This window comes from Nocardiopsis sp. NPDC006832 (assembly GCF_040635885.1).
Classification (GTDB): Bacteria; Actinomycetota; Actinomycetes; order Streptosporangiales; family Streptosporangiaceae; genus Nocardiopsis.
Genome location: NZ_JBEYLC010000021.1, coordinates 53,081 through 68,377, shown reverse-complemented (window position 1 = coordinate 68,377; position 15,297 = coordinate 53,081). Strand labels below are relative to the sequence as shown.

The 15,297-nt window shown below is 69.2% G+C and carries 13 protein-coding genes and 1 tRNA gene; 10 read left to right on the top strand and 4 right to left on the bottom strand.

The window, feature by feature from the left end; all coding sequences use genetic code 11:
- Positions 1–55: 55 nt before the first annotated feature.
- From ABZ717_RS12825 to ABZ717_RS12805, 5 genes are all read left to right on the top strand, one after another.
- Positions 56–424, top strand: coding sequence for a septum formation initiator family protein (locus ABZ717_RS12825; RefSeq protein WP_358508884.1), 369 nt, complete (start codon positions 56–58; stop codon positions 422–424).
- Positions 425–456: 32 nt separating this feature from the next.
- Positions 457–1,041 carry a DUF501 domain-containing protein gene (locus tag ABZ717_RS12820; protein ID WP_358508849.1) on the top strand — a complete coding sequence of 195 codons (585 nt, stop codon included), beginning with the start codon at positions 457–459 and terminating at the stop codon, positions 1,039–1,041.
- Positions 1,038–2,039 (top strand): Ppx/GppA phosphatase family protein, encoded by a 1,002-nt coding sequence (locus ABZ717_RS12815; protein ID WP_358508847.1) that lies wholly within the window; start codon positions 1,038–1,040, stop codon positions 2,037–2,039. The genes ABZ717_RS12820 and ABZ717_RS12815 overlap by 4 nt, the downstream gene beginning before the upstream one ends.
- 410 nt (positions 2,040–2,449) lie before the next feature.
- Positions 2,450–3,826 (top strand): NAD(P)/FAD-dependent oxidoreductase, encoded by a 1,377-nt coding sequence (locus ABZ717_RS12810; protein WP_358508845.1) that lies wholly within the window; start codon positions 2,450–2,452, stop codon positions 3,824–3,826.
- Positions 3,827–3,943: 117 nt separating this feature from the next.
- Positions 3,944–4,017, top strand: a tRNA-Leu gene (locus tag ABZ717_RS12805).
- Here ABZ717_RS12805 and ABZ717_RS12800 read toward each other — a convergent pair.
- Complete coding sequence (locus tag ABZ717_RS12800; protein ID WP_358508843.1) at positions 3,985–5,796, bottom strand: helix-turn-helix domain-containing protein; 1,812 nt, start codon at positions 5,794–5,796, stop codon at positions 3,985–3,987. The two genes, ABZ717_RS12805 and ABZ717_RS12800, sit on opposite strands and share 33 nt — an antisense overlap.
- 222 nt (positions 5,797–6,018) lie before the next feature.
- On the opposite strand from ABZ717_RS12800, the gene pruA reads away from it, so the two are divergent.
- From pruA to ABZ717_RS12785, 3 genes are all read left to right on the top strand, one after another.
- Entirely contained in the window at positions 6,019–7,644 is a 1,626-nt protein-coding gene (gene pruA / locus ABZ717_RS12795; protein WP_358508841.1) for an L-glutamate gamma-semialdehyde dehydrogenase, read from the top strand.
- A gap of 150 nt (positions 7,645–7,794) precedes the next feature.
- Entirely contained in the window at positions 7,795–8,721 is a 927-nt protein-coding gene (locus tag ABZ717_RS12790; protein ID WP_358508839.1) for a proline dehydrogenase family protein, read from the top strand.
- Between the two features lie 158 nt (positions 8,722–8,879).
- Positions 8,880–9,797 carry a Bax inhibitor-1/YccA family protein gene (locus ABZ717_RS12785; RefSeq protein ID WP_358508837.1) on the top strand — a complete coding sequence of 306 codons (918 nt, stop codon included), beginning with the start codon at positions 8,880–8,882 and terminating at the stop codon, positions 9,795–9,797.
- Positions 9,798–9,873: 76 nt separating this feature from the next.
- On the opposite strand, the gene ABZ717_RS12780 is transcribed toward ABZ717_RS12785, so the two are convergent.
- The 3 genes from ABZ717_RS12780 to ABZ717_RS12770 all read right to left on the bottom strand — a co-directional run bounded on the left by ABZ717_RS12780 (position 9,874) and on the right by ABZ717_RS12770 (position 12,678).
- The gene (locus ABZ717_RS12780; RefSeq protein WP_067607743.1) at positions 9,874–10,125 is read right to left on the bottom strand and encodes a DUF4287 domain-containing protein; all 252 of its coding nucleotides are present in this window, start codon (positions 10,123–10,125) and stop codon (positions 9,874–9,876) included.
- Between the two features lie 237 nt (positions 10,126–10,362).
- Entirely contained in the window at positions 10,363–11,583 is a 1,221-nt protein-coding gene (locus ABZ717_RS12775; protein WP_358508835.1) for an acetyl-CoA C-acetyltransferase, read from the bottom strand.
- A gap of 39 nt (positions 11,584–11,622) precedes the next feature.
- Positions 11,623–12,678, bottom strand: a complete 1,056-nt coding sequence (locus ABZ717_RS12770) for an SGNH/GDSL hydrolase family protein (RefSeq protein ID WP_358508834.1) — start codon at positions 12,676–12,678, stop codon at positions 11,623–11,625.
- Positions 12,679–13,000: 322 nt separating this feature from the next.
- Here ABZ717_RS12770 and ABZ717_RS12765 point away from each other — a divergent pair, with 322 nt between their 5' ends.
- A complete protein-coding gene (locus ABZ717_RS12765; RefSeq protein ID WP_358508832.1) occupies positions 13,001–14,368 on the top strand; it encodes a cystathionine beta-synthase in 1,368 nt (455 codons plus the stop codon).
- 139 nt (positions 14,369–14,507) lie between these two features.
- Positions 14,508–15,236: an acyltransferase gene (locus ABZ717_RS12760; protein ID WP_358508830.1), complete on the top strand. Its 729-nt coding sequence runs from the start codon at positions 14,508–14,510 to the stop codon at positions 15,234–15,236.
- Positions 15,237–15,297 lie beyond the last annotated feature (61 nt).

Below are 15,297 nucleotides of genomic sequence, written 5' to 3'. Positions count from 1 at the left end.
GAAGGCCAAGGCCACCAAGGCCACGAGCGCGGGCCGCACCCGTCGGGTGCGGCCCATGCTCACCAGCCGGGCCGCGATCCTGGCCCTCGTGGTCATCGTGATCGCGCTGAGCCTGGCCTATCCGCTCCGCGAGTACGTCATGCAGCGTGCTCAGATCGCCCAGTTGCAGGACGATCGGGCCCGCATGGAGACCAACGTCGAGGAGCTGCGCGAGCGCGAAGAGGCGTTGAACGAGGACGCCTACGTGGAGCGCGAGGCCCGCGCCCGCCTGCACTACCAGTACCCGGACGAGACCGCCTACATCGTCATCCGTCCCGAGACCGAGGACGAGGAGAGGGTCGACCCCTCCGAGCCTCGTGACCCCTGGTTCACCGAGCTGTGGCGCTCGGTGGAGGAGGCCGACCGGCCCGACGACGGGCTCTGACCAGCCTCGGCTGCGCCTATGCTGGTTGGGTCATGACTTCCGCAGATCAGCCCGTTCCGGGGCATACCGATGGTGATCCCGCCTCCGAGCGCGACCTCGCCGCGATCGAACTCCAGTTGGGTCGCCCGCCTCGCGGGGTCCGCGCCGTCGCGCACCGCTGCCCATGCGGCCTGCCCGACGTGGTGAAGACCGCCCCCCGCCTGGAAGACGGCACCCCCTTCCCGACGTTGTACTACTTGACCTGCCCGCGCGCCGCCTCGGCGATCGGTCGGTTGGAGGGCGACGGCGCGATGCGCCGAATGCAGGAGCGTTTGGGTGAGGAGCCCGACCTCCAGGAGGCCTACACCAAGGCCCACGAGTCCTACATCGCCGATCGTTCCGAACAGGCCCGCCTGGACGGTGTGGAGCCGCTGCCAGAGGGCATGCAGAGCACCGGTGGGATGCCCACACGGGTCAAGTGCCTGCACGCCCTGGTCGGGCACGAGCTCGCCTCCCCGGGGGCCAACCCCATCGGCGCCGAGGCGCTGGACGAACTCCCCGACTGGTGGGACCGGGGCCCGTGTGTGTGCGTGGACGAGAACGCCCCCGAGGGCGCTGAAGGGACGGACGCTTCATGAGCGGTGTCGCCGCGATCGACTGCGGAACCAATTCGATCAGGCTGTTGATCGCCGACGTCGTCTCCCTCGACGGTGACGAGGTCCAGGTGGTCGACGCCGACCGGCGCATGGAGATCGTGCGTCTGGGTGAGGGCGTGGACGAGACCGGCGCGTTCTCCGAGGAGGCGCTGGAGCGCACCTTCGACGCGCTGCGCGGGTACGCCGAGGCGATCGAGGCGCACGGTATCGAGCCGGGCCCGGACACGGTGCGTATGGTCGCCACCAGCGCCACCCGGGACGCGAGCAACCGTCAGGTGTTCGTGGACGGGGTCCGCGAGATCATCGGGGTGGAGCCCGAGGTGGTCACCGGACTGGAGGAGGCCGAACTGTCCTTCGTCGGGGCCACGGCCGAGCTGGACGCCGAGGCGGCCGACGGGGGGAGTGACGGGGACTTCGCCCCGCCCTTCCTGGTCGTCGACATCGGCGGCGGCTCCACCGAGTTCGTGTTGGGCGGCCTGGGCGAGGACGACGAACTGGTTCGGGAGTCCCTGTCGGTGAACATCGGTTGCGTGCGCATGAGCGAGCGCCACCTGAGTTCGGACCCGCCGACCGACGAACAGATCCAGGCGGCCACGGCCGACATCGAGGTCGCCCTGGACGAGGTGGAGAAGGTCGTCCCGCTGGGCGAGGCCGGCTCGGTGGTGTGCGTGGCCGGGACCGCGACGACGGTGGCCGGGATCTCCCTGGACCTTCCCGAGTACGACTCCGAGCGTATCCACCACACCCGGGTCTCCACGGCCGACCTGGAGCGCATCACCGGTGATCTGCTGCGTTCCACGCACTCCCGGCGCGCGGAGATCGGGGTCATGCACCCCGGTCGCGTCGACGTCATCGGGGCGGGCGCCCTGGTGCTGTCCCGCGTGCTGGCGCGTACGGGCGCCGATCACTTCACCGCGAGCGAGCACGACATCCTGGACGGTGTGGCCTGGAGCCTCATCGCGGCGGGGGAGGGGGCCTGACCCGGACCCCACACGGGGAGACCGGTCGTCAGGGCCGATACATCGAGGCGTGACCTCCTGGAAAGGGAACTTCGGGCGAATCCGGAGGGACTTCCGGGAGGTGCGCCCCGGGACCTTGGGTGAGACGTGTCACCCGTAGTCCTCTTGTGAATGCATTCACAACCCATCTGACCTGCGAAGACGTCTCTCGCATATGCCGTGGGGTGGTCTGAAGGTAGGCGGATGTGAACCTTCCTGCGGATGGCTGCTTGTGAAAGAATGCACAAGCGGCCTCCGCAAGAGGCGAAGGTAGGAGATCACGACTCGGAGGTCGGCCCGATCGCACTTGGTCGGGGAACCGAAGACCGTGACAGGCTTTGCGGCCCTTGAGGCAAGGGCGCCACAGGAATAACCGTTAGGGCGGAAATGCGATGACCGAGAGCAGGAACTACCGGCTGGTACACGGCGGCGGGGACGAGGCGGAGATCCCGCACATCCTCATCGTCGGGGGCGGTTACCTCGGGATGTACACCGCGAGGCGGCTGGAGAAGAAGTTGGGGGCCGGTGAGGCGCGCATCACCGTCATCGACCCCAACTCCTACATGACCTACCAGCCCTTCCTGCCCGAGACGGCCGCCGGCAGCATCTCCCCGCGCAACGTCGTGGTGCCGCTGCGCAAGGTCTTCGACCGTGTCCGCGTCCTCAGTGGTCGCGTCGTGCGCATCGACAGCGCCCAGAACACGGTCCGCTACGAGCCCAACGTCGGTGAACCCCAGACGATGGCCTACGATCACCTGGTCATGGCCGCCGGTGCCGTCTCCCGCACGCTGCCCATCCCCGGGCTCGCGGAGTGGGGCATCGGCATCAAGACCGTCGAAGAGGCCGCCTACCTGCGCAACCACGTCCTCAACCAGCTCGCCATCGCCGACTCCACCGACGACAAGGACGTGCGCGCCAAGGCGCTCAACTTCGTCTTCGTCGGTGGCGGTTTCGCCGGTGCCGAGGCCATCGCCGAGCTGGAGGACATGGTCCGCGACGCCGTTCGCGTGCACCCCTCGATCGAGCAGGACGAGGTGAACTTCTACCTCATCGAGGCCGCGGACAAGATCCTGCCCGAGGTCGGCCCCGAGGTCGGTGCGAAGGCCCTCAACCAGCTCCGTCGCCGCGACATCGACGTGCGTCTCAGCACGTTCCTGGAGTCGGCCGCCGACCAGCACATCAAGCTCAGCGACGGCACCGAGTTCGACGCCGGCACCCTGGTGTGGACCGCGGGCGTCAAGCCCAGCCCGGTCGTGTCCGCCAGTGACCTGCCCCTGGGCCCCAAGGGTCACGTCGACACCACCGAGTACCTGACCGTGAACGGCACCGACAACGTCTTCGCCGGTGGCGACAACGCCCAGGTGCCCGACGGCAAGGGCGGCTACTACCCGCCCAACGCCCAGAACGCGGTCCGTCAGGCCCCGGTGCTCGCCGGCAACGTCATCGCGACCCTGCGCGGCACCGATCTGAAGGCCTACAAGCACGACAACCTCGGGGCCGTCGCCGGTCTGGGCGTGCACAAGGGGGCCGCCCAGCTGTTCGGCAAGATCAAGCTGAACGGCCGTCTCGCCTGGTACGCGCACCGCGCCTACCACCTGCTCGCGGTGCCGACCTTCAACCGCAAGCTGCGGGTGCTCTCCGACTGGACGCTCTCCCTCTTCCTCAAGCGCGACTTCGCCGCGCTTCCCGAGATGGCCGAGCCCCGTCAGGCCTTCGAGGCGGCCAGCAGCCCGCAGGTCGAGGACGGTCGACTTCGTCGAGTGAGCTGACGCGCGTCACGAGAACACAGAAAACGGCCGGGTTCCACTGGAGCCCGGCCGTTTTCTGTCCCCTTCCGGCCAAGCAGAACCAAAGTGGGCAATCGGCCCGGCCGGTATGATGGTGTCGCCCTCGTAGCCCAATGGCAGAGGCAGGCCCCCTAAAAGGGTCACAAGTGTCGGTTCGAGTCCGACCGAGGGTACTTTCGAGCGCGATCATCCAGGTCGTGTCGCTCCATGAGCAGCTGGAGCCAGGTGAACAACCGCTCGCCGGGATCACCCAGGTCGATGCCGCTGACGGCGGCCGCGCGCCGCACCCGGTAGCGCAGCGTGTTGGGGTGGACGTGCAACCGCTCGGCGGCGGAACGGGCGTCCCCGAACGCCTCCAGGTAGGCCAGCAACGAGTGCACCAGGTCGGCGCCCCCGGCACGGTCGTGCTCCATCAACCGGCTCACCCGCGGGTCCCGCAGTGACGGATCCGCCCGAAGGTGCGCCAGGGTCTCGCTGATCAGCACCTGTGAGCGCACGTCGGAGATGGTGGCCACCTCCCAGTCGTCGTCCCGGTCCAGGTCGCGTTCCATGGCGTCCAGGACCCGGTCGGCCTCGCCGCGCGACTCGGGCACGTCGCCCAGCCGTTCCACCAGCGAACCCACCGCCGCCTGTACCCGAACGCCGAGCGCCGCGCGCGCCGCCGCCACCGTCCTGCGGGCCAGAGCCACCACCGACTGCTCCACCCCGCGCCACCCCTCACGGCCGCGGGCCAGATCCGGGAGCAGGACGTACACCCGCCCGTCCAGATCGGTGGTCAGGGAACCGCGCCGGTAGGCGGCGGTGTGCACCGACACCAGGTCGATGAGCCGGCGCCGACGCAACTCCCGTTCGGGGCGGTCGGCGCGTTCGCCGGTCCCGCCCTCGACGTCCTCGGACTCCGAACCTCGACGCGGTGAGAACGCGATCACCAGCGCCGCCCGGTCGGTGTGCACCTCGACGGTGTCGGCCAACGCGCTCGCGTCGATGCGTCCCTCCAACAGGCTCGACAACAGGTCCTCGCGCAGCCGCAGGCCCGCGCTGGCCTGGGTGCGCTGGCGGATCATGTGCAGCGCGGTGGTGCGGGCCGCGCCCAGGAGCGCCTCCTCCGCGTGCGCGGCCAGGGGTTCGGACCCCTCCTGCACCCAGATCGAGCCCAACGGTCGACGCCCCGCGTGGATGCCCACCGCCAGCCGGCGGCGGATGCCCAGTTCGGGGTGCTCGTCGACGCGCACGACCTCCTCGCCCGAGCGCAGTTTGGCGAACACGCCCCATTCGCGCAGCAGCGCCAGGTACGACTCGGGTCCCTGCCGGCCGAGCACCGACAGTCGGCGCAACTCGTCCACCTCGGCGCCGCTGGAGTAGGCCAGCACCCGGCTCGCGGCGTCCTCGATGCTCACCAACCCGCCGGTGAGGTGCGCGATGGTCTGCGCCATGGAGAACAGGTCGCCGCCCGCCTCCGACAGGTCCTCGGTGGCGGTCACCCGGGCGTCGTCCACGATGTGCTGGCACACCGACTGCAACTGGTCCCACCGCACCTCGGGTCGCACCGTCAACAACGCGATCCCGGCCTCCTGGGCTTCGGTCCGCAGGGCCAGCGCCTCCTCCACCGAGCGCTGGACGCGCCCCGACCTTTGCTCGGTCGGCGGAGGCAACACCTCCTGTGGCTGTGCGTGGACACCGGTCTTGACCGCGACCGCCGTCGCTCCCTGCTCGGCGAGCGTGCGCACCATGCTCCGTGCCCGGGAACCGCGCACCCCGATCAACAGCACGAGGTCGCCCTCCCGTGCCTCCACGCGATCCTCGGGGTCAAGGATGACGACCTTGTCCACCTGAACATCAAGTCCGTGGGGGGCTGCGGCCACGTCGACCACCGGGTCGCCGAGGGCGAGTAACAGCGCGCGCAGTGCGACGCCCTCTTCGACTTCCCCATCTTGACCATCCTGAACAGGCATGACGTGGTTCCTTCCCAAGGGTTTCCGGGGTATGGCACTACTGGGGCCACGGCTTCCCGGCTGTGGCGAAGTCGCATGCGAAAGTATCCCTGTTTGTTCTAGCGGACAAATAAGTCCGGCAAAGAGTGGCCCGGCCCACAAGGTAGGGATGTCCACGCTCTGAGACCGTTGAATCAGCCCAACCCTGCTCGTTCAGGGACATTCTTTCCAGGGAGGTGCCCCATGGACGCCGTGACCAACGTCCCGCTGCCGGTCAACGAACCCGTTCTCTCCTACGCTCCGGGTAGCCCCGAGCGCGTCGAGCTCGAAGCCAGGCTCGCGGAGCTCGGCCGCGAGAGCATCGACCTTCCGATGCGCATCAACGGTGAGAGCCGCATGGGCGGTGGCGAGCCCATCGACGCCGTTCAGCCGCACAAGCACGCGTCGGTCCTGGGCACGATGCGCAACGCCACCCAGGATGACGCCCGCGACGCCATCGCCGCCGCGAAGGCCGCGGCCCCCGCCTGGCGCGCGATGTCCTTCGACGACCGCGCCGCCATCATCCTGCGCGCCGCCGAGCTGCTCGCCGGCCCCTGGCGTGCCACGATCAACGCCGCCACCATGCTCGGTCAGTCGAAGACCGCCCAGCAGGCGGAGATCGACGCGGCCTGTGAGCTCATCGACTTCTGGCGCTTCAACGTCTCCTACGCCCGCGGGCTCATCGAGCAGCAGCCGCTGAGCGTCAAGGGCGTGTGGAACCGGATGGAGCAGCGTCCGCTGGAGGGGTTCGTCTACGCGATCACCCCCTTCAACTTCACCGCCATCGCCGGCAACCTGCCCACCGCCCCGGCCCTGATGGGCAACGTGGTCGTGTGGAAGCCGTCCCCGACCCAGCAGTTCGCCGCCGAGCTGACCATGCGCCTCCTGGAGGAGGCCGGTATGCCCCCGGGCGTCATCAACATGGTCACCGGTGACGGTCTGGCCGTCTCCGACGTCGCCCTCAACGACCCCGAACTGGCCGGTGTGCACTTCACCGGGTCCACCAAGACCTTCCAGCACCTGTGGAAGAGCGTCGGCGAGAACATCTCCAACTACCGCTCCTACCCGCGCATCGTGGGCGAGACCGGTGGCAAGGACTTCATCGTCGCCCACTCCTCCGCCGACCCGGAGGTGCTGCGCACCGCCATCGTCCGCGGCGCGTTCGAGTACCAGGGCCAGAAGTGCTCCGCCGCCTCGCGCGCCTTCGTCGCGCGTTCGGTGTGGGAGAAGATGCGCGACGACCTGGTCGCCGAGACCGAGGCCCTGACCATGGGCGACGTCACCGACCTGTCGAACTTCATGGGCGCCGTCATCGACCGTCGCTCCTTCGACAAGCTGGCCAAGGTCATGGAGGACGCCAAGTCCGACCCGACCCTGAACATCATCGCCGGCGGCACCGCCGACGACTCGGTCGGCTACTTCGTGCGCCCGACCATCATCGAGGGCACCGACCCGAGCAACGACGTCTTCCGCACCGAGTACTTCGGTCCGGTCGTCGCCGTCCACGTCTACGAGGACGACGACTTCGACGCGATCCTCAAGGTCGTCGACGAGGGCTCGGCCTACGCCCTGACCGGCGCCATCCTGGCCACCGACCGGGCGGCCGTGGCCAAGGCGACCGAGGCCCTGCGCTTCACCGCCGGCAACTTCTACATCAACGACCGCCCGACCGGCTCCATCGTCGGTCAGCAGCCCTTCGGTGGCGGTCGCGCCTCCGGCACCAACGACAAGGCGGGTTCGGCGCAGAACCTGTCCCGTTGGGCCAGCCCGCGCGCCATCAAGGAGACGTTCGTCGCGCCGACGATCTCCTCCTACCCCCACCAGGGGTAGTGCCCCGGGCGCGTACCTCCTCCTCCGTCCTGAGGAGGTGCGCGCCACATCCACGCCCCCCGAGGAACCCATCGGTGCGGCCGGGTCGACCGGCCGTGCTCCGTCCGCGCCGACCGCGACCGGTTCGCGCACGTCTTCTTCGAGGTCACCATGCTTCGTAAACCCCTGCTGCTCGCCGCCAGGTCCGCGACCTGCCGCAAGCTCGTCGAGCGCACGCCCATGACCCGGGCCATGGTCACCCGCTTCGTCGCGGGATCCACCCGGGAAGAGGCCCTGCCGGCCGTCCACGAGTTGGCCGAGGACCGCTACGTCACCCTGGACTTCCTCGGTGAGGACACCACCGACCTGTCCCAGGCCACCGCCACGGTCAACGCCTACCAGGACCTGCTCGCCGCCCTGGGCGAGGCCGGACTGGGCGACCGCGCCGAGGTCTCGGTCAAGCTGTCGGCCGTCGGTCAGTTCCTGAACGCGGACGGCGAGAAGATCGCGTTGGAGAACGCGCGCAAGATCGCGGAGGCCGCGAAGGCGATCGGCACCACGGTCACCCTCGACATGGAGGACCACACCACGGTCGACTCCACGTTGGGTCTCCTGCGCGAACTGCGCGAGGACTTCCCGTTCGTGGGCGCGGTGCTCCAGGCCTACCTGCGTCGCACCGTGGCCGACTGCCAGGACCTCAGCGGCGCCGGTTCCCGGGTGCGTCTGTGCAAGGGCGCCTACGACGAGCCCGAGTCCGTGGCCTACCGGGACAAGCGGGAGGTCGACAAGGCGTACGTGCGGGCCCTGCGCGTCCTCATGGAGGGCGAGGGCTACCCGATGGTGGCCTCGCACGACCCGCGGATGATCGCCATCGCCGGAGAGCTGGCCGCCACCAACGGCCGTGGCGCGGACGACTACGAGTACCAGATGCTGTACGGCATCCGGGACGCCGAACAGGTGCGCCTGGCCGCCGAGGGCAAGCGCATGCGCGTGTACGTGCCCTACGGCGACGAGTGGTACGGCTACTACATGCGTCGTCTGGCGGAGCGTCCCGCCAACATGCTCTTCTTCGCACGGTCGTTGATCACGCGCGGTTGAGCGACCGCCGAGCACGCGCTCGTGTCGACGGCCCGCCCCGTTCCCCGACGGCGCGGGCCGTCGCCGTTTCCCAACGGTGACCTTCTCTCGGAACCCGGACAGAGGCCCGTACGTTACTTTGTGGGCAGCAATCCACGCGTGAAAGGCCTTTACTAGACATGCGGATGCGCAGTTCCAACCCCGTCCTCAAGCGGGCGCTACAACAGCAGTCCGGGCCCGGCCAGGGCTACGGGCAGCAGGGCTATGGCCAGCCGGGGTACGGACAGCCGTACCCGCAGCAGGGTTACCCCCAGCAGGGCTACGGTCAGCCCGGTCACCCGCAGCAGGGCTATCCCCAGCAGGGTTACCCGCAGCAGGCGGCCGCCGACCAGCCGATGACCATCGACGACGTGGTCGTGCGCACGGGTATGACCCTGGGCGCGGTCGCGCTGTTCGGCGTCATCAACTACTTCCTCTTCATGAGCAACACGGGCCTGGGCATGGCGCTCATGTTCGTGGGCATGCTCGGTGGCCTCGTGCTGGGCCTGGTGATCGCGTTCAAGCAGATCACCAACCCGGTCGCGATCCTGAGCTACGCGGCTCTGGAGGGTCTGCTGGTCGGTGGCCTGTCCGCCTTCCTCGGCGCGACCCTCTCGGTCACCCTCAACGACCCGTCCGCGGGCACCTCACTGGTCTCCCAGGCCGTGATCGGCACGGTCGCGGTCTTCGCCGTGATGCTGGCGCTGTACAAGTTCCGGATCATCAAGGTGACCGACGGCTTCGTCAAGGCCGTCTCCTACGCCGTCATGGGCGCGGCGGCGCTGATGCTGGTCAACTTCGTGCTCAGCTTCTTCATCGCCGGTGGCATGGGCCTGCGTGGCCCCACCTGGCTGGGCCTGGGCGTGGGCATCGTGTTCGTCGTGCTGGCCGCCCTGACCCTGGCCATCGAGTTCCGTGGCATCGAGGAGGGCGTCGCCGCCGGCATTCCGAACAAGTTCGCCTGGCAGTTCGCCTTCGGTCTGACCGTCTCCCTGGTCTGGCTGTACATCGAGATCCTGCGTCTGCTCTGGATCATCAAGACGATGTTCGCCGAGTAGCGCTCGATCGTCCCGCACGGATGGGCCGCCCCGAAGACGCTTCGGGGCGGCCCTTTCTCGTTCGCCGTTCCCTGGGTCAGGAACCCTCGCGGCGCGGTGCCGGGATGGTCCGGTTCCTTCGGCGTCGGTCGTACTCGGTGACGATGGCCTGGGCGTAGCCGTGGGTGAGGTCGTACTCGTCGGCGAGCCAGTGTGACCGGTCCAAGGGGCGCAGCAGGCCCGGTCCCTTGTCGAGCGAGTCGAACCACTCGTGGAGTCCTCGGCCTGTCACGACCGGGATGCGTTCGATGAGCTTTGCGTGGATCTCCGGCGAGTGGGCAACCGACATAGGCACCTCCGCAGTGCGTTGGGCGTGTGGCACTTACCTGCGACCATGCATCAGGTTCACGGTTCGGACAAGACCTGGTCGCCGGCTTTTACCTTGCCGGAGCGGGAACGTTCTCCCAGAGGTGCTATACGGCCGAACCCGGAGGGAACTTCGACCTTTTCGCATGCTTTCGTCGGGCCGGGCGACGCGAAGGGCCCCGGACCGATCCGGTCCGGGGCCCCGAGAACGCTTCGCGGATCAGCTGAGGCGCTCGAAGACGGCCGCCATGCCCTGGCCGCCGCCGACGCACATGGTCTCCAGACCGAACGTCTTGTCGTGGAATCGCAGACCGTTGATCAGCGTGCCGGTGATGCGCGCGCCGGTGCTGCCGAACGGGTGGCCCACGGCGATGGCGCCGCCGTTGACGTTGAGCCGGGAGTCGATGTCGATGCCCAGCCGGTCGGCGGAGGGCAGCACCTGGGCGGCGAAGGCCTCGTTGATCTCGACCAGGTCGATGTCACCGATCGCCATGTTGGCGCGGGCCAGGGCCTGCTTGGAGGCCTCGACCGGGCCCAGGCCCATGATCTCGGGGCTCAGACCGGTCACGCCGGTGGAGACGATCCGGGCCAGCGGGGTCAGACCCAGCTGCTTGGCCTTGGTGTCGCTCATGATGACGAGGGCGGAGGCGCCGTCGTTGAGCGGGCAGGCGTTACCGGCGGTGACGCTGCCGTCGGGGCGGAAGACCGGCTTGAGCTGCGAGACCTTCTCGTAGGTGGTGCCGCGTCGGATGCCGTCGTCGGTGCTGACGACCGTGCCGTCGGGCAGGGTCACCGGGGTGATCTCCCGCTCCCAGAAGCCGTTGTCGAGGGACTTCTCGGCGAGGTTCTGCGAACGGACGGCGAACTCGTCCTGGCGCTGACGGGAGACGCCGGTGAGCTCGGCGACGTTCTCCGCGGTCTGGCCCATCTCGATGTAGGCGTCGGGCAGGAGGCCGGACTCGCGCGGGTCGGTCCAGTCGCCCTGGCCGCCCTCCTTGCGCTTCTCGGTGCGGGCCTTGGCGTCCGCGAAGAGCGGGTTCTCGTTCTGCGGGTTGTCGCTGCTGCCGTTGACGAAACGGCTGACGGTCTCCACACCGGCGGAGATGAAGACGTCGCCCTCACCGGCCTTGATGGCGTGGTAGGCCATCCGGGTGGTCTGCAACGAGGAGGAACAGTAACGGGTGATGGTGGTACCCGGAACGCTGTCCAGGCCCAGCTGCACGGCCACGATGCGGGCCATGTTGAAGCCCTGGTCACCACCGGGCAGACCACAGCCGAGCATGAGGTCGTCGATGCTCTCGGGGTCGAGCTCGGGGACCTTGGCCAGGGCCGCGCCGATGATCTGGGTGGTGAGGTCGTCCGGACGCATGTCCTTCAGGGAGCCCTTGAAGGCCCGGCCGATCGGGGAGCGCGCGGTGGCGACGATGACTGCTTCGGGCATGTTCCTCGTCCTTGTCGTGGGCACGTTATTACTGACCAGTTAACCCGTCGGGCGTTCCCGCGCGCCATCCGGGGTCCTCGTTCCCGAGTCCTTCGGATCGGGCCCTCGACCGTGTTCCCGGGGCGTGTCCCGGAGGCGGAACGGGCCGCGGATGAGGGCCGACCACCCGGAGCGCGAACCACTCGGTTCGGGGCCATCGGCCCGCGTGACCTCGGTTCCCGGGGTCTCGGAGGCGACCACGGCCGCGCGTTCGACCGGCAGGACGCCACGGGTGCGTTCGTCCTCGTCGAGTTCGGGCAGCAGTCCCAGGGCGGCGCACGCGGACGGAAGAACGACGAACGCGGCCTGGGCGTACCCGCGAGCCGACGGATGAAAACGGTCTGGTCCGAACATGGAACCAGGGTCCGTCCGAAAATCCTCGCCGAGGATGTCGCTCAGTGAGACGGTGCGCCCGCCGACCTCGGTGACCGCGATCGTCTGGGCGGCCGCCAGTTGGCGCGAGGCCCGCCTGGCCACCGACCGCAGTGGCCAGCCGATGGGGCGCACCGTTCCCAGGTCCGGGCAGGTCGCCACCACCACCGGTGTGCCCAGCCCCATCAGCTCCCGGGTGACGTCGCGCAGCGCCGCCACCGCGTCGTTGGGCCGTACCCGGCGGATCACGTCGTTGGCGCCGATGAAGACCACCGCCACGTCGAAGCGCCGGTCGGGCACGCGCGCCCCGGCCCGTTCGAGTTGGCGGCCGAGGTCGGCCGAGGTGGCGCCCGGCTTGGCCGTGCAGCGCAGCCGCACCGGACGATCGGAGGCCGCGGCGATCCCCGCGGCCAGCATCACGCCGGGTGTCTCACCCGCCTCCTCCACGGCGAACCCGGCGGCGGTGGAGTCGCCGATCATCAACAGCCGCAGTGGCGGTCCGTCCCCGTCGCCGTAGGTGCCGTCGGCGCGGGGCCGCTTCCACTCGGTCACGCCGATGGCGTTCTTGGCCAGCCTGGCCTGGAGGTAGAGCAGGGCCAGCGTGCCCCCGCCCACGAGCGTGAGGCCGCCTCCACCGAAGGCGGTGGCGGCGGCGATGCGTCGGGCTCGCGTGGCTCGCAGCATGCGGAGGTCACCCCCGGTGAGTAGGACCCGCCTCAGGCACCGGCGAGCCGGTCGTCCACCGACGTTACCGGCGGGGAACCCGGTGGTCACGTACCTTGGCGGCACACAAGTCGCGCCTTCGGGACACCTGCTCGATACGTTCGCGAGGGTGGGGCCGGTCGGTTCGGTGCTTCGCGCCAGGTGAGGCGGAACGAACCCCCGAGAACACGCCCTAGAGTTCAGGGTGGGGGAGACCGGAACGGTCCCCACCGGCCTCGGGTGTCACCGGGGATGCGAGACAGGCGGGCCGAAGACCCGGTCGCCACTATGCGAAGGAGCGAAGTTGCGGGTACACGACTCACTCATCGACCTGGTCGGGGACACCCCGTTGGTTCGTCTGCGGAAGGTCACCGAGGGACTGGCCCCGACGATCCTGGCGAAGGTCGAGTACTTCAACCCGGGCGGGTCGGTCAAGGACCGCATCGCGCTGCGCATGGTCGAGGCCGCCGAGAAGAGCGGCGCGCTCAAGCCGGGCGGCACGATCGTGGAGCCCACCTCGGGCAACACCGGCATCGGTCTGGCGATGGTCGCCCAGGAGAAGGGCTACCGCTGCGTCTTCGTCTGCCCGGACAAGGTCGGCCCGGACAAGCTGTCGGTGCTGCGGGCCTACGGTGCCGAGGTCGTGGTCTGCCCGACCACGGTCGCGCCGGAGCACCCCGAGTCCTACTACTCGGTCTCGGACCGGCTGGCCCAGGAGATCCCCAACGCCTGGAAGCCCAACCAGTACGAGAACCAGAACAACCCCGATTCGCACTACCACTCCACGGGCCCGGAGATCTGGGACCAGACCGAGGGCCGCATCACGCACTTCGTGGCGGGCATCGGCACCGGTGGAACCATCAGCGGCACCGGTCGCTACCTCAAGGAGGCCTCCGAGGGGCGCGTGCAGGTCGTGGGAGCCGACCCCGAGGGTTCGGTCTACTCGGGCGGAAGCGGTCGCCCCTACCTGGTCGAGGGCGTGGGCGAGGACATCTGGCCCGGCACCTACGACACGGCGATCTGCGATGACATCGTGGCGGTCAGCGACAAGGACTCGTTCCTGATGACCCGTCGCCTGGCCAAGGAGGAGGGCCTGCTGGTGGGCGGCTCCTGCGGTCTGGCGGTGGAGGCGGCGCTGCGTGTGGCCGAGACGGCCGGGCCGGACGACGTCATCGTCGTGCTGCTGCCGGACGGCGGCCGCGGCTACCTCGGCAAGATCTTCAACGACGAGTGGATGTCCGACTACGGCTTCCTGTCGGCCGAGACCGAGGAGGCCACCGCGGGCAAGGTGCTGGGCGACAAGGAGGGCGAGATGCCCGACTTCGTGCACAGCCACCCGGACGAGACCGTTGGCACCGCCGTGGCGATCATGCGCGAGTACGGCGTCTCCCAGCTGCCGGTGATGAAGGAGGAGCCGCCGGTCATGGCGGCCGAGGTCGTGGGTTCCATCGCCGAGCGCGACCTGCTGGACGCCCTCTTCGACGGCCGCGCGGACCTGGACGACCTGGTGGAGACCCACATGGCCAAGCCGCTGTCCACGGTGGGCACCGGAACCCCGGTGAGCGACTGTGTGCGTCTGCTGCGCAGGTCGGGCGCCCTGGTGGTGCTGCGCGACGGCAAGCCGGTGGGGATTCTCACCCGTCAGGACCTGCTGGCGCACCTTTCCGGCTGAAGGTAGCGGCCTTCGCGCACCGGGTCTCGAACGTTGTTCGGGGCCCGGTTTTCACGTACCGGACAGGGTGCCGCATACTCGGACACTGCTAATGTTCGTCGCATTGGTATTTACTGGCCGGTAATAAGTAGGTGCACCCGTGTCCCGGCTCCTCAACTGGATCATCCGTTCCGTCTGGTCGTACGCACGCACCCACGGTGAGATCCGTGCGGAGTCGAAGGCCGGCCGTAGGTTCGCCCGCTTCGGCAGTGGTTCGGCCATCGCCTTTCCCATCGCCACCCTGTACGGCGAACCCTGGATCGAGATCGGGGTGCACACCGTCCTGGGCGGCGACATCACCCTGGCCGCGGGGATGGGCCCCGACTACGACCTCGGCGAGGGCTCCGTCGTGCGCATCGGGTCAGGGTGCGCGATCGGCCGCGGCTCGCACGTGGTCGCCCACCGGTCCGTCGACATCGGTGACCACGTCTACACCGGGCCCTACGTCTACATCACCGACCAGAACCACTCCTACGCCAACACCGACATCCCCGTCGGCCTGCAGTGGCCGGTGGACGACCCGGTGAGCATCGGCGCCGGGAGCTGGCTGGGCGCCAACTCCGTGATCCTGCCCGGCGTGCACCTGGGGCAGAACTCGGTGGTCGCCGCCGGCACGGTGGTACGCCCCGGCACCTACCCCGACCACGCCGTCATCGCCGGGATCCCGGGCAAGGTCGTGCGCGCCCACGATCCCGAGCTGGGCTGGGACCCGCCGCTGCGCGGCACCGGGACGCCCACCCGCGTGCCCACCCCGGTGACCGGTCTGCCGCCCGAGGCTCCCGCCGAACCACCGGAACCGGGCTCGCCCACCCGTTTCCCGCCGGCCTGACCGTCCCGCCCGTCCGGAGTATGAGACCTCCCAGTTGACAGCGGGTCCCGTGTGGATCCTG

Excerpts from the sequence above, each read along its gene's own strand:
- ABZ717_RS12810 (WP_358508845.1), top strand. The coding sequence starts at position 2,450 with ATGACCGAGAGCAGGAACTACCGGCTGGTACACGGCGGCGGGGACGAG.
- ABZ717_RS12825 (WP_358508884.1), top strand. The coding sequence starts at position 56 with ATGCTCACCAGCCGGGCCGCGATCCTGGCCCTCGTGGTCATCGTGATC.
- ABZ717_RS12820 (WP_358508849.1), top strand. The coding sequence starts at position 457 with ATGACTTCCGCAGATCAGCCCGTTCCGGGGCATACCGATGGTGATCCC.
- ABZ717_RS12815 (WP_358508847.1), top strand. The coding sequence starts at position 1,038 with ATGAGCGGTGTCGCCGCGATCGACTGCGGAACCAATTCGATCAGGCTG.
- pruA (WP_358508841.1), top strand. The coding sequence starts at position 6,019 with ATGGACGCCGTGACCAACGTCCCGCTGCCGGTCAACGAACCCGTTCTC.
- ABZ717_RS12775 (WP_358508835.1), bottom strand. The coding sequence starts at position 11,583 with ATGCCCGAAGCAGTCATCGTCGCCACCGCGCGCTCCCCGATCGGCCGG.
- ABZ717_RS12800 (WP_358508843.1), bottom strand. The coding sequence starts at position 5,796 with ATGCCTGTTCAGGATGGTCAAGATGGGGAAGTCGAAGAGGGCGTCGCA.
- ABZ717_RS12790 (WP_358508839.1), top strand. The coding sequence starts at position 7,795 with ATGCTTCGTAAACCCCTGCTGCTCGCCGCCAGGTCCGCGACCTGCCGC.
- ABZ717_RS12770 (WP_358508834.1), bottom strand. The coding sequence starts at position 12,678 with ATGCTGCGAGCCACGCGAGCCCGACGCATCGCCGCCGCCACCGCCTTC.
- ABZ717_RS12785 (WP_358508837.1), top strand. The coding sequence starts at position 8,880 with ATGCGGATGCGCAGTTCCAACCCCGTCCTCAAGCGGGCGCTACAACAG.
- ABZ717_RS12780 (WP_067607743.1), bottom strand. The coding sequence starts at position 10,125 with ATGTCGGTTGCCCACTCGCCGGAGATCCACGCAAAGCTCATCGAACGC.